The organism is Paraburkholderia solitsugae (genome assembly GCF_013177695.1).
GTDB lineage: Bacteria > Pseudomonadota > Gammaproteobacteria > Burkholderiales > Burkholderiaceae > Paraburkholderia > Paraburkholderia solitsugae.
Genome location: NZ_WOEY01000144.1, coordinates 1 through 20,823, shown reverse-complemented (window position 1 = coordinate 20,823; position 20,823 = coordinate 1). Strand labels below are relative to the sequence as shown.

The following is a 20,823-nucleotide window of genomic DNA, read 5'->3' as shown; positions in this document are numbered from 1 at the left end:
ACACGCCAAGGCAAAAAACAACTTGTGCCACGCGGGACGCAAAAACCACCAGCGCCCCGCATGGCCCAATCAAACCCGAATCAAAGCTGGGCTTCGACCCAGCCCTTCACACCTGCCAGCGCCGCAGCAAGATTCGCCGGCTCGGTACCGCCAGCTTGCGCCATGTCTGGCCGCCCGCCGCCCTTGCCGCCGACTTGCTGTGCAACGAAGTTGACCAGTTCACCGGCCTTGACCTTCTTGCTCGCGTCCGCCGTCACACCGGCAATCAGGCTCACCTTGCCGCCTTCGACCGAGGCCAGCACGATCGCCGCGCTCTTCAGCTTATCCTTCAGCTTGTCGACCGTTTCGCGCAGCGTTTTCACGTCCGCGCCCTCGAGCGTCGCAGCCAGCACATGCACGCCGGCCACTTCGATTGCCTGACCGGCAAGTTCATCGCCCTGGCTCGAAGCCATCTTCGACTTCAATGCGCTCAGTTCCTTTTCCAGCGACTTCACCTGGTCCTGCACCTGCACGATCCGCTGCGTCAACTCCGACGGCTGCGCCTTCAACACGGCCGCAGCCGCATTGATCCGCGCGTCGAGATCCTGCACGAAACGCACGGCGTTATCGCCCGTGATCGCTTCCACGCGACGAATGCCGGCAGCCACGCCGCCTTCCATCACGATCTTGAAGAGACCAATGTCGCCCGTGCGATGCACGTGCGTACCGCCGCACAACTCGCGCGAGAAACCGAGGTCGAGCACGCGCACTTCGTCGCCGTACTTTTCGCCGAACAGCGCCATCGCGCCGCCCTTTACCGCTTCGTCGAACGGCATCACGCGCACAATGCCCGGCGCGTTCGCCAGCACTTCGGCGTTCACGATCGCTTCGACCTGACGGATCTGCTCGTCGGTCATTGGCGCGTTGTGCGCGAAGTCGAAACGCGTCTTGTCCGCATCGACGAGCGAGCCCTTCTGCTGCACGTGCGAGCCGAGCACTTCGCGCAGCGCCTTGTGCATCAGGTGGGTGGCCGAGTGATTGCGCTCGGTGCGGGCACGACGCACCGCATCGATTTCCGCCTTCACGACGTCGCCGACTTTCAGCGTGCCCTGCTCGAGGGTGCCGTGATGGCCGACCACGTCCGCCTGCACCTTCAGCGTATCGGCCACCGCAAAGCGCACGCTCGCGTTAGCCAGCACGCCCTGGTCGCCGACCTGGCCACCCGACTCCGCATAGAACGGCGTGTGGTCGAGCACGACGACAGCTTGCTGGCCGTTGTGCACTTCCTTGACCGACGCGCCGTCGACATACAGCGCGATCACTTTCGCGTCGTCAAAGATGATTTCTTCATAGCCGTGGAACGTGGTCTTCGCGCCCGAGTATTCGAGGCCCTGCGCCATCTTGAACTTGCCCGCGGCCCGTGCCTGTTCGCGCTGACGCGCCATCGCTTCGTCGAAGGCGGCTTCGTCGACCGTCACTTCGCGCTCGCGGCACACGTCCGCCGTCAGATCGAGCGGGAAGCCGTAGGTGTCGTGCAGCTTGAATGCGAGTTCGCCGTCGAGCGTCTTGCCGCCCTTCGCTTCCAGATCGGCCAGCGCGCTTTCGAGAATCGACATGCCGTGCTCGATGGTCTCGAAGAAGCGCTCTTCTTCCTGACGCAGCACGTCGGTCACGCGTTGCTCCGCGTCCTTCAGTTCCGGATAGGCGCCGCCCATTTGTGCGACGAGGTCCGGCACCATGCGGTGGAAGAACGAACCCTTCTTGCCCAGCTTGTAGCCGTGGCGGATCGCGCGACGCACGATCCGGCGCAGCACATAGCCTCGGCCTTCGTTGCCCGGAATCACGCCGTCGACGATCAGGAACGAGCAGGCGCGGATGTGATCGGCGATCACCTTCAGCGAGTTATTCGTCAGGTCGGTCACGCCGGTTTCGCGGCCCGCGGCCTTGATGAGCGCCTGGAACAGGTCGATCTCGTAGTTGCTGTGCACGTGCTGCAGAACTGCGGCGATACGCTCGAGACCCATGCCCGTGTCGACGCACTGCTTGGGCAGCGGCGTCATGTTGCCTTGAGCGTCGCGACTGAACTGCATGAACACGAGATTCCAGATCTCGATGTAGCGGTCGCCGTCTTCTTCAGGAGACCCCGGGGGGCCGCCCCACACGTCCGGACCGTGGTCGTAGAAGATTTCCGAGCACGGGCCGCACGGGCCGACGTCGGCCATCTGCCAGAAATTGTCCGAGGCGTAGCGGGCACCCTTGTTGTCGCCGATGCGGATGATCCGCTCGACCGGCACGCCCACTTCCTTCGCCCAGATGTCGTGCGCTTCGTCGTCTTCGTGATAGACGGTGACCCACAGCTTGTCTTTCGGCAGCTGGTACACGCCCGTCAGCAACTCCCACGCGTAGTGGATCGCATCGCGCTTGAAGTAGTCGCCGAACGAGAAGTTGCCCAGCATTTCGAAGAACGTGTGGTGACGCGCGGTATAGCCGACGTTTTCCAGATCATTGTGCTTGCCGCCGGCGCGCACGCTGCGCTGCGCGGTCGTGGCGCGCGAATACGGACGCGATTCCGCGCCGAGGAACACATCTTTGAACTGCACCATTCCCGAATTGGTGAAGAGCAGTGTCGGGTCGTTGCCGGGCACAAGGCTCGACGAGCGAACGATCGTATGGCCCTTCGATTCGAAGAACTTGAGGAATTTCTCGCGGATTTCGGCGGCTTTCATAGCGTGCGGGGGACGGTCCTGGCTGTTACCGGCGGCATCATGGGGATGCGCCAACTGATTGTTTCTTAAACGACTGATTATACGGGATCGGCGCACGTGCGCGGCGGCGCCCCTGCCCGGTTAGCCATTCGGCCGGATTTGGTCCGGTAGCGAGCGGCACGGCAAGGCGCGCCGCGCGTCCTATGACGTTCGGCTGACTGCGCCGGCGCGCGGGAATCGCTTAAGATTGCCCCCATCCGCGGCGACATGCGCGCCGCTTTGGCATGGGACCGGAGTACCCGCTAAAGCGCTAACTCCGGTCGACCGCTTTGCATGGGGCCGGACTAAGCGCTAAAGCGCTAACTCCGGCCGACACAGGAGACTTTGAAAAAAATGGGCGCTCTCAGTCATATCCGCGTGCTGGACCTCACACGCGTGCTCGCCGGGCCCTGGTGCGCGCAGACGCTCGCCGATTTCGGCGCCGACGTCATCAAGATCGAACGACCCGAAGTCGGCGACGACACCCGCCACTGGGGGCCGCCGTACCTGAAAACGCCGGAAGGCGCCGACACGCGCGAAGCCGCCTATTACCTCGCGGCGAATCGCAACAAGCGCTCGGTCACCGTCGATATCGCTTCGCCTGAAGGCCAGCGGATCATCCGCGAACTGGCCGCGCAAAGCGACGTGGTGCTGGAGAACTACAAGGTCGGGCAGTTGAAGAAGTACGGCCTCGATTACGCGTCGCTCAAAGAAGTGAAGCCCGATCTGATCTACTGCTCGGTAACCGGCTTCGGGCAAACCGGGCCGTATGCGCAGCGCGCCGGTTACGATTTCATCGTGCAAGGTATCGGCGGCTTCATGAGCATTACCGGCGAGCGCGACGGCCAGCCTGGCGGCGGCCCGCAAAAGGCCGGCGTCGCGATCGCCGACCTGATGACCGGCATGTATTCGACCATCGCCGTGCTCACGGCGCTCACGCACCGCGACCGAACGGGCGAAGGCCAATACATCGACATGGCGCTGCTCGACGTGCAGGTGGCCATGCTGGCCAACATGAATTCGAACTACCTGGCGAGCGGCGAGCCGCCCGTGCGCTGGGGCAATGCGCATCCAAACATCGTGCCCTACCAGACCTTCCAGACCAGCGATGGCTGGATCATCGTCGCGGTCGGCAACGACGGCCAGTTCCGCAAGTTCGTCGAGGCAGGCGGCCGCCCCGAACTGGCCAACGACGAGCGATTCGCGACCAACCCGGCCCGCGTGCGTCACCGCGACACGCTCGTACCGATCCTTGCCGACATGGTGCGCCTGCAGGGCAAGCAGCAATGGATCGCGGCGCTGGAAGCAGCCGGTGTGCCGTGCGGGCCGATCAACGATCTGGGCGAAGTATTCGAGAACGAGCAGGTGGTGGCGCGCGGTATGCAGGTCGATCTGCCACATCCGTCAGGCGGCACGGTCAAACTGGTGCGCAATCCGATCAATATGACCGGCACGCCGCCCGAAGCGCTGTCCCATCCGCCTATGCTCGGCGAGCACACCGACGGTATCCTGCGCGATGTGCTCGGTTACGACGAGGCGCGGATTGCAGCGTTGCGGGACCAGTCGGTGATTTGAGGCCGGCTGAGGCGGAGGTTTTCAGTGACGCTGGCTACGGCGCCAGCTCACTCGCCCCCCAGCTACGCAGGCAAGCCGCCCGCCAGAACAGCGACCGTGTGTCGGTACGCTTCAGCGTGCGCCGAACGCCCGCCGAATCAGCGCAATTGCGGGCTCAACGCCGCTCACCCAACGAGGCCAGCCAGCGCCGCCCTTCGTCCCAATCGCCGAGCCCACTGTCGGCATTGATGTGGCCACGCGGCCCGATATCGATCCAGCGGCTGCCCCACGCGCTCGCGCAAGTTTGCGAGAACGGCACGCCGCCGTACGGATCGTCGCTGCTCGCCACTACGATGCTCGCGAATGGCAAGCGCGTAAGCGGCACCGGTGCGAAACCGCTGGCATCCTGCGGAAAATGTGCCCCGGTCGGATCGGGCACCGCCACCAGCAGCGCGCCCGCCACCTTCGCAAGCTGGGCAGCGCTTGCGTACTGCGACGCCCAGAAGGCCGTCGTCAGACAGCCAAGGCTATGCGCGGCGAACACCACTGGCGAGTCGGCTGCGGTCACCGCGGTGTCAAGCGCGCGGCACCACGCGTCGCGTGCCGCATAGTCCCAGTCCGGCATCTGCACGCGCACGAAGGCGGGATCGAGCGCTTCCCAGCGCGTCTGCCAGTGTCCCGCGCCGGAGTTCTGGTAGCCCGGCAGTACGAGTACGTTTATTTTTTGTCCGCCCATCGCGTTCCCCGTCGCAGTTCGTTTCTCAAGTGAGTTGATCAAGTGCGCTTCTCAAGTGCATTTATCAAGTTCGACTCCGCAGTATGTTTCCGCAGTTCGCCTCTGCAATGAGCTATTTCGCCCGGCAGAAGAAGCCGCGCTTCAATTCATCACACGGCCCACGCCCACGCCGCGCGGATCGGCCGCCGGTTCGGGCGTCGCCACTTCGACGCGGATCATCTGCACGTCGCCGTTGAACGACTGCCCTTCCAGCGTGTAGCCCTTGGCTTTCAACTGGTCGGCCAGCTCGCCCGTGATCGGATGATACGGCTCAAAATAGATCGTCTTCGGCGGCAGCAACTGATGATGGAAGCGCATCGCGGCCAAAGCGTCGGCAGGCGACATATTGAAATCGTACAGGTTGGTCATCACCTGGAAGATCGACGTAAGGATTCGCGAGCCGCCGGGCGTGCCGATCACAAGCGACACCTTGTTGTCCTTCAACAGGATGGTCGGCGACATCGACGAAAGCGGCCGGCGTCCCGGCGCCACCGTGTTCAGGTCGTCCACCGTTGCGCCGGACGGGCCGGCGGCAGCCGGTTTGGTGACAAAGTCGTCCATCGCGTCGTTAAGCAGGAAGCCGCCGCCGTCCACCACCACGCCGGAACCGAAATCCCCGTTCAGCGTGTAGGTGTTCGACACGGCGTTGCCCCATTTATCGACCACCGAAAAATGCGTGGTTTGCGCTTTTTCCGGCAGCGCGTCGCCAAGGCCGCCTTTAACGGGCGTGGCGCCCGGCACTTGGTCAGGCTTCACTTCATCGGCGCGTTGCGCGAGGTAGCCGTCATCGATCAGTTTGTCGACTGGCACCTTGTACGAATCGGGTTCGCCGATGTATTGCTGGCGATCGGCGAACACGCGGTCTTCGATCTGCGCGATCAGATGGATATACGGCACGGAATTCAGCTCGAGGCCATCGAACGCCTGCTTCAGATCGGCTTTCATCTTCAGCATCTGGATCAGTCCGATACCACCCGAACTCGGCGGCGGCGCCGTCACGACCTTGTAGCCGTTCCAATCGGCGGTTAGCGGCTGGCGCCAGACGGCCTTGTATTGAATCAGATCCTGCTTCGTGACCAGCCCGTGGCCGTACATCTGCTGGGCGATCAGATCCGCGGTGCGGCCTTCATAGAACTCCCGGCCGCCGTCGCTGGCGATGCGCCAGAGGGTTTGCGCGAGTTCAGGCTGGCGGACCATCACGCCCGCCTTCAGGTTCGAGAAGTAGGCATCGAAGTTGGTCTTGCCGGCGAAACTCTTCGCCGCCACGTCGTGGCGCTGCTGCAACCCCTGGTCGACCTGGAAGCCGTCGGTGGCGTAACGGATCGCGGGCGCCAGCACCTGCTTCCATTTCAGCTTGCCGAAGCGTTGCTGCGCTTCCCACATGCCCTCGACGGTGCCCGGCACGCCCACCGCGCGATGGCCGACGAGGCTCATACCCGGCACGAGGCTGCCTTTATCGTCGAGGTACATGTCGCGGGTCGCCTGTTGCGGCGCGCGCTCGCGGTAGTCGAGAAAATACGGCTTGCCGTCCATGAACACGGTCATGAACCCGCCGCCGCCGATATTCCCCGCGTCCGGACAGGTCACGGCCAGCGTGAAGGCGATCGCCACCGCAGCGTCCACGGCGTTGCCGCCGGCGGCGAAGATCTGCTGGGCGGTGTCGGCGCTGTAACGATCCGGCACGGCCACAGCCGACGCGTCCAGCACGGCCTTGGGCGGGGGCGTTTTTGCGAGCGCCGGCGCCGGCGCGACCAAGCTGCCGGCAAGTGCGGCGAACACGGCCGTGGCCGTCACGATCCGGGCAAGGGAAAAAGAGGCAAAAGGCGCGCGAGGCGCGTCATGTGACGGGACGGACATCCGAGACACTCCGGGAACTGAGTGCGCCATGTTGCACGAACGGAAAGCGTCGATGCAAGATGGCGCAATGGGTGAGGCGGCCTGCCCGGCCAGCCGCACCGCGGGCGGGTTGCACGACAGGGCGCAGGCAGCCCAATCCAGCAGATTGAGCGGGGCGCGGGTGGACAGCGTGGCCGCCTGGCTTGCGCCACAAGGGCGCAAAGCGGCGCCGAGGAAAAAACAATGGGCAAATTGCTCCCCGTGCGCGGCGGGCGGAGAGTGCGCCGCCCGCATCCTAAGTCGCTGGCGCATGCGCCAACAAAACGTTTTACCTCCTGTTACAGCACCTTAAACGCAGCTTGCAGGATCCCGCCCGACCCCAAAAACCGCTCGAAACCGCTCAAACGTTGGCTGCGCGCCGCACTCGCCTGCCGCGAGCGAACGCGTCAGGTAGAATTGACGGATAAGTGGGCGCATTGCGCGTCCCCGACAGACTTTCACCTTCTCGCATGAATACCGAACGCAACGACGCGCCAGCGGCATCCAATTTCATCCGCAACATCATTGACGAAGACAACCGCACCGGCAAGTGGGGCCAGCGCGTCGAAACGCGCTTTCCGCCCGAGCCGAACGGCTACCTGCACATCGGTCACGCCAAGAGCATCTGCCTGAATTTCGGCGTGGCGCGCAGTTACGGCGGCGTGTGCCATCTGCGCTTCGACGATACGAATCCGGAAAAGGAAAGCGTCGAGTACGTCGACTCGATCATCGACTCGGTGCGCTGGCTCGGTTTCGAGTGGGAAAAAGAGGGCAAGGAACAGCTCTACTTCGCGAGCGACTACTACGACAAGCTGTACGAATTCGCCGAACTGCTGATCGAGCGCGGCAAGGCGTATGTGGACAGTCAGTCGGCCGAAGAAATGCGCGCGAACCGCGGCTCGGCCTCCGAAGTCGGCACGCCGTCGCGCTTCCGCGAGCGTTCGGTGCAGGAAAACCTCGACCTGTTCCGTCGCATGAAAACCGGCGAGTTCAAGGAAGGCGAGCACGTGCTGCGCGCGAAGATCGACATGTCGTCGCCGAACTTCAACATGCGCGACCCGGTCATCTACCGGATCCGCTTTGCGCACCATTACCGCACCGGCGACACATGGTGCGTGTACCCGATGTACGACTACACGCACTGCATCTCGGACGCGTTGGAAAACATCACGCATTCGCTGTGCACGCTCGAGTTCGAAGACCATCGTCCGCTGTACGACTGGATTCTGAACGAGCTGGCCGAAGCCGGGATTTTCACGCGCCCGCTGCCGCAACAGATCGAGTTTTCGCGCCTGAACCTGACCTACGCCATCACCAGCAAGCGCAAGCTGCTGCAACTGGTGACCGAAGGCCATGTCGAGGGCTGGGACGATCCGCGCATGCCCACCATCGTCGGTGTGCGCCGCCGCGGTTTCACGCCGGAAGCGATCCAGTTGTTCTGCGAGCGCATTGGCGTCACCAAGGTCGATTCATGGATCGACATGAGCGTGTTCGAAGGCGCGCTGCGCGACGATCTGGACGACAAGGCGCCGCGCACTGCTGCCGTGCTCGATCCGGTCAAGCTGATCATCGACAACTTCCCCGAAGGCGTGACCGAGCCGTGCAATGCACCGGTCCACCCGCATCATCCGGAAATGGGTGTCCGGGAGTTCCCGATCTCGCGCGAACTGTGGATCGAACGCGAGGACTACAACGAAACGCCGCCGAAGGGTTACTTCCGCCTGTTCCCGGGCAACAAGGTGCGCCTGCGCTACGGCTATGTGATCGAGTGCATCGGTGCGGACAAGGACGAGAACGGCAACATCGTCGCCGTCCACTGCAACTACTTCCCGGACAGCAAGTCGGGCACCGAAGGCGCGAACACCTATAAGGTCAAGGGCAACATTCACTGGGTCAGCGCGGCAGCCGCGTGCCCGGCCGAAGTACGCATCTACGACCGTCTGTTCAAGGAACCGCAACCGGACGCCGGTGGCCGCGACTTCCTCGAGGCACTGAATCCGGATTCCAAGCGTGTAGTCAATGCCTACCTGGAACCGGGTGCGAGCGATGCGTTGCCGGAACAGCGCTATCAGTTCGAGCGCCATGGCTATTTCGTCGCCGACCGTGTCGATTCGAAACCGGGCAAGCCCGTGTTCAATCGCATCGTCAGCTTGCGCGACAGTTGGGGCAAGCCGGCGTAAGCTGGAGCCGCTGCAGCACGGAGCGCATCGGATTTGAATACGGCGTGTATCCCGTGAGTGGGATGCACGCCGTTTCGTTGCATCATGTTCCATCGACAAAGACAGCGCGGCATAGGTGCACGCGCCAGCCAGGGAGGCCCGATGAAAGTTGCAGCCCGCCGCGGGGCACGTGAATGGGGCGCAGCACAAGGCACGTGTCACACGCGTACCGTACCTGCTACGCGCATGACCCGCGCCTTACGCGTCGCACACAGCATGCGTTGCGCACTCCTGGCGTCGATCGCGTTCGGCGCGGCGTCGCTCGCCTGCCCTGCTCATGCGCAAGAACTCACGGGCACACTGAAGAAGATCCACGACGACGGCGTGGTCGTGCTCGGCGTACGTGAAGCATCGATTCCCTTCTCGTACTTCGACGGGCAGGGCACGGCCGGTTACTCGCAGACCATCGCGCTGCAGATCGTCGACGAAATCAAGAAAACACTCGGCCTGCCGCAACTGAAGGTGCACGAAATCACCGTGACCTCATCGAACCGCACGCCGATGTTGCTGAACAACCAGATCGATCTGGAATGCGGCTCGACCACGCATACCGTGGAACGCGAAAACGTGGCCGCCTTCTCGAACAGCATCTTCCAGTACGCGGTGCGCATGATCGCTCGCAAGAGCAGCGGCATCACGGATTTTCCGGACCTGGCCGGTAAGACGGTGGTGACGACCGCGGGCACCTCCGACGAGCGCCTGCTACGCCGCCTGAACACCGAGAAGCACCTGAACATGCGCATCACGGCCGCGCGCGATCATCCTGAAGCATTCGCCGCGCTCAAGGATGACCGGGCGGTGGCCTTCGTGATGGACGAGCCGATCGTGTACGGCTTTAAATCGACCGACGCGCACCCCGAAGACTTCGTGGTGACCGGTACGCCGCTCGGTTACGAGGTCTACGCCTGCATGTTTCGCAAGGGCGATGAACCGTTCCGCACGCTCGTCAACGGGGTGATCGCTCATGGCCAGACTGCAGGCGACGCTGAACGTCTGTATAACCAGTGGTTCACGCAGCCGATTCCGCCGCACGGCATCAATCTGAATTTTCCGCTCTCGGAACAGAACCGCACGCTATTCGCGCATCCGAACGACCGCGCGCTCGACTGAGCGCGTCAGACAAACCATGTGGGTATGGGCGGCGCCAACGCTACAGCGGCAAATCCACCGCTATAGCGTTCGATGCAGTTCCGCGAGCGAAAGCGTGGTCTGAAAGAGCCGCGTGAGACTGCGGCTCGCGTACCGCTCGACTTCGTCCGGCGCGGCCCAGCGGTAGGCGTCCATTTCAGGAATCAACGTGCCGTCAGAGCGGCGCGGAAACAGCGACGTGCAGGTGCACGAAGTCAGATCGAGTTCGTCGTCCGTCGCGCGCGCCGCGAACAGATGCAGATCCTTGTCGCGCCGGTAGACGAACAGTCCGAGATCCCTCAGCCGCCCGGGCTCGATCACGATACCGGTCTCTTCGACCATCTCGCGCAACGCCGTGACGTGAGGCGCCTCGCCCTCTTCGCCGTGTCCTTTCGGAACGTCCCAGTGGGACGTTTCGGTGGCGTGCGCGAGCAGCACCCGACCGTCGGGGTCGAGCAGTACGACGCCGCACGAGACGACCCGCGCGCTCATCGCCGCAACGCACCGCAAGAACGCACGGCTTCAGGCTGCGCCGGCGGCAAGCCGGCGCGCCTCGTCATACCGGCCCGCACGCTCAGTGCTTTTTCTGCAATTGCCAGTTGACGCTGTCCTGCGTACAGAACTGCGGACGCAGGCTCATCGACTGCCCTTTTGCATTCAGTACGACGCCGACGTCGCGGCAGGTACGCTCGCCGTCCTTCGCGGTGCTGGCGATGGTGATCGTCGCGTCGATCTTGACGCTGTTGCCGGTGCCTTCGTTGACCCAGTTCGTGCTTTCGCCGTCCTGCTTGTCATTCAAGGCGGTGATGACGGCGCTTTTGATCGAATCGACATCGCGTTGCTTCATGTAGCTGATCGGCGTGTCGTTCAGAAAACCGAGGTTCGCCGCTTGCGCGCCGATAGCGCCACCAAGCAGCAGGCCACCGACGGTCAAGTGAAACAGGACACGGGTTTGCATCGACATGAAGGGTTCTCCTCGAAGAGTAGTTTCGGCGGTCTCGAGTGCGCTCACGGCGGCTCGTGATCTGGACCCCAAAAGCATAGCATGTCGCCCTCAACGTGACCGCCCGGATGCGGCCCTGCGGCGACCCGCAGCAGCCTGCAACACCCGGCGCGCGCCGGTCGGGAACGAACGGACACGACGGCTGCTGAGACTTTTTAGGACGAATCTCATATCTTCTTATGAAACGTCTTCTTAAGATAGGTCTGTTGCGCTGTCGCGCCGATCAAGCTTCCAACGCCGCCTTATGGACCTCTCGTTTGCTCTCGAAACCTTCGCCGTCGCGCTCGCGATCTTTTGCGTCGCGCTCATGCCGTTTGCCGTCAGCCGGGACCCCGGTCTGGCGCGACGCATCGTGCAAATGGACAGCCTCCCGCGTGCGCGCTGGCCAAATCTGCTGACACGCGTTGGCACTGCATGCCTCTTGATGTCGTTCGCACTGCTGCTTGCCGCCTGCTATTACATCATCGCCGGCGCGGGCAACTGACCACGGCCACGGCGGCACGCGCTGCCCCCGACCGGCGGCCCAGTCATCGCCCAGTGATCAATTCGCGGCCGCGCTGTTTCCCACTTTCTCACTCGCTTTATATCCATCCGTCAGCGTATTCAAAAACGCGACCACGTCCTTGATTTCAGCTTCGTCGAGCGCCGGCTTGTCACCCGGCTTGCGATCGAACGGCGGCTCGGTATTCAGATTGGCCCAGTAACGCTGCGGCAGATCGTCGAACTTCTGCACTTTGCCCTTCGAGACCGGATAAAACTTTTCCGGATTCGTGTCGCGTTGCGCATAGAAGCGCAGCACCTGATCCAGAGAATGATAGATGCCGTTGTGGAAGAAACGCTTTTTCACCGCGACGTTGCGCAGCGTCGGCGTACGGAAGATGCCGCAAAACTCGGCGCGGCCCGCCAGGTCGGTACGCTCCGGCCCGCATGCGCCGAGGTCGTAGAAATGCGGATCGCGATTCACACTCAGCGCACGGTTGCGCGGCACGCCGATCGCAATCAGACCGAAGTCGCTGAACTGCGGCGGTGCGCCGTCCATGGTGCGCTGGCTGATGTGGCAGCTCGCGCAATTGCCCTTCTTTTCGTCGTTGAAGATTTGCAGACCGCGTAGCTCGGCCTTCGTCAATTGCGCTGTGCCGGCCAGATACGCGTCGTACTTGCTGGTATACGGATAAAAAACCTCGGGCGTCTGCTCGAAGGTTTCCAGCGCTTGCAGCACGGCTTTAAAGGAGGCGTCGTCGCTGTCGAAAATATGCTCGCCGAATGGCGCGCGGAAGGCGTCGGCATACGGCGCGGCCTTCACCGCCGCCGTGACCTTCGCCGGTGTGCTGCCCATTTCGAACGACGACAGCAGCGGAATGCGCGCCTGGTCCGAGCCGCGGTCGACCCGGCCGTCCCACGTCAAGCCGCCGGTCGGCCCGGCATCCACACTTTCATCGCCTTCGTCGTCCGACTCGTGATAGTGCTCGGCGAACGCCGGCACCGATTGCAGGTACTTGAGCGTCGGCGCGGCGCGCATGCCGGTGCGGCGCATGTCGTTGCCGCCCAGTTGTACCGAGAGCGAATTCGCCGGCGAAAAGCCGTGATCGGGGCTGTGGCACGACGCGCACGCCAGCTTGCCCGAGCCGGATAGCGACGCGTCGAAGAACAGTTGCTTGCCCAGCGCCGTCATCTGCCGCACGGACTCGTAGACTTGCGCGCGGGTCTGGCCGGCTTCATGAGCGGCCACTTTCACGGCAGAGGCCGCCATGGGCCCGGATGCAGGCAACGCATTCGCTTGAGCCTCGACGCCCGCGTTGGCGCCGGCGTTCAGATCTGCCTTGGCATTCACTTGCGCGTTGCCGCTTGCATTGGCCTTGCCACCCGCTTCTGCCTTGCCCCCCGCTGCCGGCGAGCCTGCATCGCACGCTGCCAAGGTCATAGTCAGTGCCGCGAGCACGATCGACAGCATCGCGCCTATGCCTGCCGGCCGCCGCGCTCGCGGCTGAACCGCCGTTTCCCGAATCCCCGTGAGACCAAGCCGCATATGAATGATGTGAGTTTGCGATTTTGAAGTCCGCGAGCGTATTTCATCGACATGTCACTCAAATGACATACAGCCGACGAAAATATCAAAACACAAGAAATTCGTAATTATTTACATTTTTCTGTCAAATACATTATTCAAACTTTCGTTCGCGGCCAGACGTGTAAGCAATGCACGCGGCCCATCCCCAACGCGAGAGAGAGAGAGCACACACTAAATGAACAAAAAACTGATCTGCGCGACGCCTATCGCGATCGCAGCAGCATTGAGCCTGTATGCGTGCGGCGGCGACAATGTCACCACGCAGCCGGACGTCACGTCGATCAAGACGGTGGTGGTGATCTACGCGGAGAACCGCAGCTTCGACAATCTGTATGGCAACTTCCCGGGCGCCAACGGTCTGCAGAACGTGACGGCCACGAGCGCCACGCAAGTCGACCGCAACGGCACGCCGCTCGCAACGCTGCCGCAAGTGTGGAACGGTCTGACGCAAACGGGAGTGACGCCGGCGGTGACGCAAGCGATGACCGCCAACCTGCCGAACAGCCCGTTCGCCATCGACGACCCGAAGGGCTTCAACACGCCGATCACGGCCACGACGCGCGATCTGTATCACCGCTTCTATGAAAACCAGATGCAGATCAATGGCGGCAAGAACGACAAGTTCGCCGCGTGGGCGGATTCCGGCGGCCTCGTCATGGGGCACTACACGCTCAACGCCGACAAGCTGCCGCTGTGGAAGATCGCCCAGCAGTACACGCTGGCCGACAACTTCTTCATGGGCGCGTTCGGCGGCTCGTTCCTGAATCACCAGTGGCTGGTTTGCGCATGCACGCCGACTTATCCGAATGCGGACAAGAGCCCGGCAGCGGGCTCGGTCTCGGCGGTGGAAAACGACGGCGTCACGCTGAAGTTGGCAATCAACTCGCCGGCTTCGGCACTGAGCGGTCCGCCGAAATACGTGCTGTCGGGCAACCTGACGCCCGACTTCTACGCGATCAACACGATGCAGCCGCCGTATCAGCCGAGCGGCAACAAGGCGGCTTCGGGCGGCGACGCCAACCTCGCCGATCCGGGCGCGGCCACCACGCTGCCGGCACAGACGCAACAGCACATCGGCGATCTGCTGAACAACGCGAAAGTGTCGTGGGCGTGGTACGGCGGCGCGTGGGGCGCGGCGGTATCGGCGGCGCAAACCGGCACGTCGAACGTGATCTACGGCGCGAATCTGACGGCGCCGAACTTCCAGCCGCATCATCAGCCGTTCAACTACTTCGCCGATCTCGCCCCGGGCTCCGCGAACCGCTCGCAGCACTTGCTCGACGGCGGTATGGCAGGCTCCGAGTTCATCAAGGCGATCGATGCCGGCACGCTGCCGCAAGTGTCGTTCTACAAGCCGCAGGGCAACCTGAACGAGCACGCGGGCTACACCGACGTCGCGTCGGGCGACCAGCACATTGCCGACGTGATCTCGCATCTGCAGAAAAGCCCGCAGTGGAACAACATGCTGGTGGTCGTGACGTATGACGAAAACGGCGGCTTCTGGGACCACGTGGCGCCGCCGAAGGCCGATCGTTGGGGTCCGGGCACGCGCATTCCGGCGCTGATCATCTCGCCGTACGCGAAGAAGGGTTTCGTCGATCACACGCAGTACGACACGACGTCGATCCTGCGCTTCATCACACACCGCTACTCGCTGCCGACGCTGCCGGGCATCTCGGCGCGTGATGCCGCACTGGTCAGCAACGGCGGCAAGCCGATGGGCGATCTGACGGCCGCACTGAACATCAAGCAGTAAGCAGCCAGCCACGAGCGTTCAGCAATTGAGCGAGCAAGGTTGAGCGATCCGCACTCTGTGCAAAGAGAATGTCAGTAAGCAACAGTCCGCCGGATGGCAGGACTTTGACGGGGCAGCTTCGGCTGCCCTTTTTTGTTTTCGTCGCGCGCACCAGTCAGCGCGCCAGGAAACTCGCGAAAGACCTTGGCGGCGACACAACGTGTTGTCATGAGCGGCGTATGCTTCGACGCAGGACGCGATCATTGTTCTCGCCGATGGCGGCTCGAAACACTTGGCAGCGTGTTGCAGGCTTGCCTACTCATTCAGGAGTTCGACAGCATGACTGAAAAAAACATCAAGGTCCCAGGCCCCGACCATCCGATCACGGTCGAGCCAGACAAAGCCCGTGTGGTGGTCACGGTAGCCGGCCGCGTGATCGCGGATACGCGCAATGCGCTGGTGCTGCGTGAGGCGTCGTATCCGGCGGTGTATTACATTCCGCGCACCGATGTCGAGATGACGCTGCTGGAGCGCACCGATCACGCAACCTATTGCCCGTACAAGGGCGATTGCGCCTACTACAGCATTCCGATTGGCGGCGAGCGGAGCGTGAATGCGGTCTGGACTTACGAGTCGCCCTACGCGGCCGTGAAGGAGATCGCTCAGCATCTGGCGTTCTATCCGAACCGGGTCGATTCCATCGACGTGCAGCCGGCAGGGTAAACGACCCCGAGCGCGCATCGCAGCGCTGAGGCTTCGATGCGCGGCGCCAGGCATTTGAAGAGTTGGTACGGCAGGAGGGACTCGAACCCCCCACCCTCGGCTTAGAAGGCCGATGCTCTATCCAGCTGAGCTACTGCCGTAATGACGTGAGGCGATGCTACACGAACGTGTACAACGTGCATCGCCCGCAATGAGAACCCGTATCGGGTGTTGGAACCTGTGCAATATCACTGCCACAGGGTTCGTGGGATACCGAAATTCTAACTGACCGGGCCGGGGACTGGAAATCTGATCCGGCGCGCGGGCACCCCTGATCGGCACGCGCCTCGCCGCATCACAAAACAAACGGGCCCGGCGAGTTGAGCCGGGCCCGGATTATAACCGATCGCTTCTTAGCCGCCAGTCGCCCGCCTGCACTCAGCGTGCAGTAGCGGGCATATCGAACGCAATCAGACCGGCTGCGGATGCAACATGAACCAGCCGAGGAACACGATCCCAGCGATCACGCAGTACACGCCGAACGAAGCCAGACGTCCGCGGCCTTCGAAATAACGCATCAGAAAACGCACACTGAGATACGCAGCGATTGCGGTCAGCACGCCGCCGAGCACTGCATCGGCAAGCTGGCCTGGCGCATGGAACAGCTTCGGCAATTCGAGCACGCCGGCCGCCAGGATGATCGGTGTGCCGAGCAGGAACGAGAACTCAGCGGCTTTCTCGGTCGTCAAGCCGGCCGCATTACCGGCGATCATGGTCAGACCGCTGCGCGAGAAACCCGGAATCAACGCGCCGATCTGCGCGAGGCCGACGAAAAACGCCTGGCGGAAAGTCAGTTTCTCCGGCGCCAGATGCGTGCGCGAACGTTGCAGGCGATCGCCGAACCACAGCAGCACGCCGTTCACGATCAACGCGATTGCAACGATGCGCAGATCGTGAAAAAGCCGTTCGAGGCGTTTCTCAAGGATCAACCCGACGAGGCCCGCCGGAATCGTGCCGATGATGAGCGCCCACATCATGTGCGCGTCATCGTTGCGACGCCCGCCGAACGAAGCGAAGAAACCGCGCACCAGCGCGTACCAACGCTTGCGGAAGTACCACAGCAGCGCGAACGCCGTACCGAGGTGCAACGCGACGAGGAACGGCAGCAACTGCGGCGCATGCTTGTCGATATGCATACCGAACAGTGCCGGCACGAGCAGCGTGTGGCCGAGGCTGCTGACCGGAAACAGTTCGGTGACGCCTTGCAGCACGCTCAGGAAAATTAGAAACGACAGGTTCACGCGGCGGTCCTTGTAAGGAAAATGTCGGGGAACAGCGCGCCGCAATAGAAAATGAACGGCGCGTCAAAAGCGCACCGATTATGCCTGGCTGGAAAGTCAGCGCCAAGCGTTTGAACCGCATTCGGGGAAATATTGATGCGCTGCGTCACAACTGGAAACCGTTGTTACGCCGCAGAAAAAGAAACGGGGCGCCGTCGGAGACCGCGCTGCCCTTATGAGGAATTCGATGCGCTGGACGCGCGAGATTCATGCCAGGCACGCGTTGACGGCCCAGCAGATGGTGAAGCAGAGGGTTGGATCAGCGCTCGAGCTTGTAGAAGAAGTAGACGGTGCTTGCTGCGAACATGCCGAACAGCGCGACACCCATTGCCATTGCGAGATCCATAACACCTCCTGATCGGGTCTCGCCCGGTCGTCGAAGTTACCGGGCAGTCAGGGGATTATCGGCAAGGATAGGGCTTCTGCGACACCCGCAATTTCCCGAGAAGGGTTTCCCCGTAGCGTAAAGCAGCGCAAAATCGTTCTCTCGCGACTTTATGAACCACCCCATCGACCATGCCCCTCTCCCCGCAACAGGACATTCTCGAGATCGCCCAGGACACCTCCGTGCTCCGTTTCGCGCCGCAAGCCGGCGGTCGTCTTTTGTCGTGGATCATCGACGGCGAAGAGGTGATCCATTGGCCCGAGAACGCCGACTGGAGTCAACCCGCCAGGATTCGCGGCGGCAACCCGCTGCTGTTTCCGTTTCTCGGGCGGCATCGCGTCGACGGCAAGATCGGCTTCTGGCGTGACGCACAAGGCACGGTGCGCGAATTGCCGATGCATGGTTTTGCACGCGACCTGCCCTTCGAAGCCCATGCCGACGTGCACGGCGCCGGCTTGCGCATGACCCTCACCGACAGCGACGCAACACGCGGCGGCTATCCGTTCGGCTTCCGTTTCGAAGCGGTGTACCGGCTCGTCGATACGCATACGCTGGAAGTCACGCTGAGCACCACCAATATGGGCAAGACGCGGCTGCCCTACTACGCCGGTCATCATTTCTATTTCACGCTGCCGCACACGCAGCGCGCCGAGACCTCGCTGGAATTGCCGCGCACCGAACGGTGCTATCAGCAGGACGACGGCTCGATCAGCGCGGCTGAGCCGGGCGCAGCGCGCTACACGCTCGACGAGGCGCGTATTCACGACCGCTTCCATTGCCTCGTTGGTGCGCCGGACCAACCCGTGCGTCTCGTCGCACCCGGCCTTAACCGGCTCATCACGATCGATCTGCAGCGGCCGGACTCAGTGCCCTGGTACGCGGTCACGACATGGACCGAGGCCGCGGACTCGGACTTCTACTGCGTCGAGCCATGGCTGGGTCTGCCGGATGCGATCCACAACGGCATGGGACTGCGCTGGCTCGAACCGGGACAAACCGAGACGGCCGCGCTGCGCATCACTGTCAGCACGCTGCGCTAATCGCCGGTTGTCGACCCATCACGACGTGATGGGTGACGCGGCGTTTCGCCGCGTTCCCGCCGCGCGTGCCGTCCTCCAAGTCCGTTTTTCGGATGCTGCAGCGCAAAACCGTTAGAATCGGACGCTTTGCATCTACCTGCCGCGTGATCGGGATCGGCGCGTGGCAGCGCTTTGCGAGGTCCAATGGTTACAACAAGAATGATGAAACGGCTCGCCTGCGCGTCGTTGCTGGCGGTGCTCGCCGCCTGCGGGTCCGCTCCAGTGGGGCCAGGCTTTTACCGCGTCGAACGGGGCGATACGCTGTCGAAGATTGCACGCAGCAACCGGCAATCGGTGCAAAGCATTGTGCGCTGGAACAACCTGCCCAACCCGGATAGCATCGAGGTCGGGCAGGTGCTGCGCGTCACGCCGCCGGGTAATGGTGCCGCGGCAGGGTCCACAGGTGGGGCCGGTGGTGCCGGTGGTGCAATACGCAGCAGCGGTGCAGGCAGCGCGAGCGCTTCCTCTGCGCCGCGCCCGGCTCCTGCTGACAACGCGCCGACGGCGGCGCCGGCTTCGACGATCTCGCTGGCATGGCCGGCCGACGGCACAGTGATCCGGCGCTTCGACGGCGCCAATTCGAAGGGCATCGATATTTCAGCGGCGGCAGGCACGCCGGTGGTCGCTGCGGCACCTGGCACGGTGGTCTATGCCGGCAACGGCTTGCGTGGGTACGGCAACCTGCTGATCATCAAGCACAATGCCGAGTACCTGACCGCCTACGCGCACAACCGCGCGCTGCTGGTGAAGGAAGGTCAGTCGGTCACCCGTGGCGAGAAGATCGCCGAAATGGGCGACACCGACACTGACCGCGTCATGCTGCACTTCGAGCTACGCTATCAGGGCCGCTCGATCGACCCGTCGCGGGCGTTACCGGCTCGCTAGCCGGTTGGTTGTTGGGGCGCCGGTTTGGGCCCCGTTCCCCGTCGTCAGGTACGCGCCCTGCAACCACAGTTGAGGGAACCGCGCGTACTATAAAACGCTCAATCCTATGCATGACGTGGCTACACGCCATGTTTCCCCCTGTTATCTGTAAGGAATTTGCAATGAAGAGCGCATTGGCTTGCGTCGCGATGGCTGCGGCGATCGGCCTCGGCCTGCTTACGCTCGGCAGCCTCGGCGGCTGCTCGAGCACCACTACGATGACCTACCTGCCGAGCGGCGATACGGGCTTTGCGATCAACTGCAGCGGCAGCGACGCGAGTTCAAGCTGGGCCGAGTGCTACAAGCGCGCGGGCGAAGTCTGCGGCAACTATGGCTACGACGTCGTTTCGAAAGACGTCGACAATGGCGCGACGTCGGGCGGCACGGTCGGCGGGATCTTCGGTGCAAACGTGAAAAACCGGTCGATGGTGGTTCACTGCAAGCAGTAAATTCAACGCAGCGACACGAGACGCGGCGGCTCCTGGTTTAGTGGCGCCGACAGCGTCCGGAGCGCGGATCGACGCGTGCGGCGAACGCGAACAGCACGCGGAGCGCAATCGGCCAGATGCCGAGAAAAATGATCAGCCAGGTCATGACCGGCGAAAGAAAAAAGTAATCTTTCATGATTCACGATGCGTGTGAATCCGCAGTGACCGGGATCGGGATAGGGGCAGGCCTCGCGACCCGACCCCTCCCACACCACCGTGCGTACGGGTCCGTACACGGCGGTTCGGATCAGTTGGCCGGCTATTTGCGTAACGATGGAAGGCCGAGAGAGCCAAGATAGCGGTTGGTGAGGGCGCGTTGCAGGGCGGGACTGTTACTCAGTCGCCATGCAGCGTGCGGGGAGCCGACCGTTTGGGCGGCCAGATCCCGATCGACGCCGCGGGCCGTCAGTTCCCTGAACCGTTTGGAGCTGTTCTTCCACTGTTTCCAGAAGACGCAGCGAACACGGCGTCGTACCCACTCATCCAGCCGTTGTAATGTGCTGGGCGTCTCACAGAAGCCGAAGTAGCCGCGCCACCCTGTAAGGTAGCGTGTCAGCCGCTCCATCAACTGCTCAATGCTGATCCCTCGTGCGCGTTGGGTCAGTTCCCGGATTCGTTCCTTGAAGCGGGCTAGTGCCTTGGGCGCAATGCGCCGTTTGACCTGATCCCGGTTCGAGAAGCTAAATCCCAGAAACTTCCGCGTGTGTGGCCGCGCGACCGCGCTCTTCGCCTCATTGACCTTCAGCTTCAGCTTGCCGGTGAGGAAGGCCTTCAGCCCCGCCATCACCCGTTGGCCAGCGCGTTCGCTGCGTACGTAGACGTTAC

General features: G+C 62.8%; 18 protein-coding genes and 1 tRNA gene. 9 read left to right on the top strand and 10 right to left on the bottom strand.

The genetic code is table 11. The features are described 5' to 3' along the window. Positions 1 to 80 precede the first annotated feature (80 nt). On the bottom strand, positions 81 to 2,705 hold the full coding sequence (gene alaS / locus GNZ12_RS36935; protein WP_172317036.1) for an alanine--tRNA ligase: 2,625 nt from the start codon (positions 2,703 to 2,705) through the stop codon (positions 81 to 83). 372 nt (positions 2,706 to 3,077) lie between these two features. Between alaS and GNZ12_RS36930 the strand changes: the two genes are divergently transcribed. Next, positions 3,078 to 4,298 (top strand): CaiB/BaiF CoA transferase family protein, encoded by a 1,221-nt coding sequence (locus GNZ12_RS36930; RefSeq protein ID WP_172317034.1) that lies wholly within the window; start codon positions 3,078 to 3,080, stop codon positions 4,296 to 4,298. A 154-nt stretch (positions 4,299 to 4,452) separates the two neighbouring features. On the opposite strand, the gene GNZ12_RS36925 is transcribed toward GNZ12_RS36930, so the two are convergent. Further along, on the bottom strand, positions 4,453 to 5,013 hold the full coding sequence (locus tag GNZ12_RS36925) for an RBBP9/YdeN family alpha/beta hydrolase (RefSeq protein WP_172317032.1): 561 nt from the start codon (positions 5,011 to 5,013) through the stop codon (positions 4,453 to 4,455). Between the two features lie 141 nt (positions 5,014 to 5,154). Next, positions 5,155 to 6,909, bottom strand: a complete 1,755-nt coding sequence (gene ggt, locus GNZ12_RS36920) for a gamma-glutamyltransferase (RefSeq protein ID WP_172317030.1) — start codon at positions 6,907 to 6,909, stop codon at positions 5,155 to 5,157. Between the two features lie 488 nt (positions 6,910 to 7,397). Here ggt and GNZ12_RS36915 point away from each other — a divergent pair, with 488 nt between their 5' ends. Both GNZ12_RS36915 and GNZ12_RS36910 read left to right on the top strand, forming a co-directional pair. Continuing rightward, the gene (locus tag GNZ12_RS36915) at positions 7,398 to 9,107 is read left to right on the top strand and encodes a glutamine--tRNA ligase/YqeY domain fusion protein (RefSeq protein ID WP_172317028.1); all 1,710 of its coding nucleotides are present in this window, start codon (positions 7,398 to 7,400) and stop codon (positions 9,105 to 9,107) included. Positions 9,108 to 9,248: 141 nt separating this feature from the next. Further along, on the top strand, positions 9,249 to 10,256 hold the full coding sequence (locus GNZ12_RS36910) for a transporter substrate-binding domain-containing protein (protein ID WP_407947759.1): 1,008 nt from the start codon (positions 9,249 to 9,251) through the stop codon (positions 10,254 to 10,256). A gap of 60 nt (positions 10,257 to 10,316) precedes the next feature. On the opposite strand, the gene GNZ12_RS36905 is transcribed toward GNZ12_RS36910, so the two are convergent. Then, complete coding sequence (locus tag GNZ12_RS36905) at positions 10,317 to 10,766, bottom strand: NUDIX domain-containing protein (protein WP_172317026.1); 450 nt, start codon at positions 10,764 to 10,766, stop codon at positions 10,317 to 10,319. Positions 10,767 to 10,848: 82 nt separating this feature from the next. Next, entirely contained in the window at positions 10,849 to 11,238 is a 390-nt protein-coding gene (locus GNZ12_RS36900; RefSeq protein WP_172317024.1) for a hypothetical protein, read from the bottom strand. 283 nt (positions 11,239 to 11,521) lie between these two features. On the opposite strand from GNZ12_RS36900, the gene GNZ12_RS36895 reads away from it, so the two are divergent. Continuing rightward, positions 11,522 to 11,761, top strand: a complete 240-nt coding sequence (locus GNZ12_RS36895; protein ID WP_172317022.1) for a hypothetical protein — start codon at positions 11,522 to 11,524, stop codon at positions 11,759 to 11,761. Positions 11,762 to 11,818: 57 nt separating this feature from the next. On the opposite strand, the gene GNZ12_RS36890 is transcribed toward GNZ12_RS36895, so the two are convergent. Continuing rightward, positions 11,819 to 13,228, bottom strand: a complete 1,410-nt coding sequence (locus GNZ12_RS36890) for a cytochrome-c peroxidase (RefSeq protein ID WP_235994003.1) — start codon at positions 13,226 to 13,228, stop codon at positions 11,819 to 11,821. Between the two features lie 292 nt (positions 13,229 to 13,520). Here GNZ12_RS36890 and GNZ12_RS36885 point away from each other — a divergent pair, with 292 nt between their 5' ends. Next, positions 13,521 to 15,101 (top strand): acid phosphatase, encoded by a 1,581-nt coding sequence (locus tag GNZ12_RS36885; protein ID WP_172317018.1) that lies wholly within the window; start codon positions 13,521 to 13,523, stop codon positions 15,099 to 15,101. A 318-nt stretch (positions 15,102 to 15,419) separates the two neighbouring features. Next, on the top strand, positions 15,420 to 15,803 hold the full coding sequence (locus tag GNZ12_RS36880) for a DUF427 domain-containing protein (RefSeq protein WP_172317016.1): 384 nt from the start codon (positions 15,420 to 15,422) through the stop codon (positions 15,801 to 15,803). A gap of 63 nt (positions 15,804 to 15,866) precedes the next feature. Here GNZ12_RS36880 and GNZ12_RS36875 read toward each other — a convergent pair. Beyond that, positions 15,867 to 15,943, bottom strand: a tRNA-Arg gene (locus tag GNZ12_RS36875). A gap of 309 nt (positions 15,944 to 16,252) precedes the next feature. Then, positions 16,253 to 17,083 carry an undecaprenyl-diphosphate phosphatase gene (locus GNZ12_RS36870; RefSeq protein ID WP_172317014.1) on the bottom strand — a complete coding sequence of 277 codons (831 nt, stop codon included), beginning with the start codon at positions 17,081 to 17,083 and terminating at the stop codon, positions 16,253 to 16,255. A 555-nt stretch (positions 17,084 to 17,638) separates the two neighbouring features. On the opposite strand from GNZ12_RS36870, the gene GNZ12_RS36865 reads away from it, so the two are divergent. The 3 genes from GNZ12_RS36865 (at position 17,639) to GNZ12_RS36855 (ending at position 19,959) form a co-directional block, all read left to right on the top strand. Beyond that, positions 17,639 to 18,547, top strand: a complete 909-nt coding sequence (locus GNZ12_RS36865; RefSeq protein WP_172317012.1) for an aldose epimerase family protein — start codon at positions 17,639 to 17,641, stop codon at positions 18,545 to 18,547. 198 nt (positions 18,548 to 18,745) lie between these two features. Beyond that, entirely contained in the window at positions 18,746 to 19,471 is a 726-nt protein-coding gene (locus GNZ12_RS36860) for a peptidoglycan DD-metalloendopeptidase family protein (protein ID WP_407947758.1), read from the top strand. A 161-nt stretch (positions 19,472 to 19,632) separates the two neighbouring features. Next, positions 19,633 to 19,959 carry a hypothetical protein gene (locus GNZ12_RS36855; protein WP_172317008.1) on the top strand — a complete coding sequence of 109 codons (327 nt, stop codon included), beginning with the start codon at positions 19,633 to 19,635 and terminating at the stop codon, positions 19,957 to 19,959. Between the two features lie 37 nt (positions 19,960 to 19,996). Here the strand turns inward: GNZ12_RS36855 and GNZ12_RS36850 are convergent, their stop codons facing one another. Together GNZ12_RS36850 and GNZ12_RS36845 are read right to left on the bottom strand one after the other, a co-directional pair. Further along, complete coding sequence (locus GNZ12_RS36850) at positions 19,997 to 20,134, bottom strand: hypothetical protein (RefSeq protein WP_172317006.1); 138 nt, start codon at positions 20,132 to 20,134, stop codon at positions 19,997 to 19,999. A gap of 123 nt (positions 20,135 to 20,257) precedes the next feature. Then, positions 20,258 to 20,823, bottom strand: a 566-nt coding sequence (locus GNZ12_RS36845; protein WP_328806120.1) for a group II intron maturase-specific domain-containing protein, incomplete at its 5' end; no start/stop codon positions are given.

Bases quoted from the DNA above. Each gene is read 5' to 3' on its own strand.
- alaS (WP_172317036.1), bottom strand. From the start codon at position 2,705: ATGAAAGCCGCCGAAATCCGCGAGAAATTCCTCAAGTTCTTCGAATCG.
- GNZ12_RS36930 (WP_172317034.1), top strand. From the start codon at position 3,078: ATGGGCGCTCTCAGTCATATCCGCGTGCTGGACCTCACACGCGTGCTC.
- GNZ12_RS36925 (WP_172317032.1), bottom strand. From the start codon at position 5,013: ATGGGCGGACAAAAAATAAACGTACTCGTACTGCCGGGCTACCAGAAC.
- ggt (WP_172317030.1), bottom strand. From the start codon at position 6,909: ATGTCCGTCCCGTCACATGACGCGCCTCGCGCGCCTTTTGCCTCTTTT.
- GNZ12_RS36915 (WP_172317028.1), top strand. From the start codon at position 7,398: ATGAATACCGAACGCAACGACGCGCCAGCGGCATCCAATTTCATCCGC.
- GNZ12_RS36910 (WP_407947759.1), top strand. From the start codon at position 9,249: ATGAAAGTTGCAGCCCGCCGCGGGGCACGTGAATGGGGCGCAGCACAA.
- GNZ12_RS36905 (WP_172317026.1), bottom strand. From the start codon at position 10,766: ATGAGCGCGCGGGTCGTCTCGTGCGGCGTCGTACTGCTCGACCCCGAC.
- GNZ12_RS36900 (WP_172317024.1), bottom strand. From the start codon at position 11,238: ATGTCGATGCAAACCCGTGTCCTGTTTCACTTGACCGTCGGTGGCCTG.
- GNZ12_RS36895 (WP_172317022.1), top strand. From the start codon at position 11,522: ATGGACCTCTCGTTTGCTCTCGAAACCTTCGCCGTCGCGCTCGCGATC.
- GNZ12_RS36890 (WP_235994003.1), bottom strand. From the start codon at position 13,228: ATGCTGTCGATCGTGCTCGCGGCACTGACTATGACCTTGGCAGCGTGC.
- GNZ12_RS36885 (WP_172317018.1), top strand. From the start codon at position 13,521: ATGAACAAAAAACTGATCTGCGCGACGCCTATCGCGATCGCAGCAGCA.
- GNZ12_RS36880 (WP_172317016.1), top strand. From the start codon at position 15,420: ATGACTGAAAAAAACATCAAGGTCCCAGGCCCCGACCATCCGATCACG.
- GNZ12_RS36865 (WP_172317012.1), top strand. From the start codon at position 17,639: ATGCCCCTCTCCCCGCAACAGGACATTCTCGAGATCGCCCAGGACACC.
- GNZ12_RS36860 (WP_407947758.1), top strand. From the start codon at position 18,746: ATGATGAAACGGCTCGCCTGCGCGTCGTTGCTGGCGGTGCTCGCCGCC.
- GNZ12_RS36855 (WP_172317008.1), top strand. From the start codon at position 19,633: ATGAAGAGCGCATTGGCTTGCGTCGCGATGGCTGCGGCGATCGGCCTC.
- GNZ12_RS36850 (WP_172317006.1), bottom strand. From the start codon at position 20,134: ATGAAAGATTACTTTTTTCTTTCGCCGGTCATGACCTGGCTGATCATT.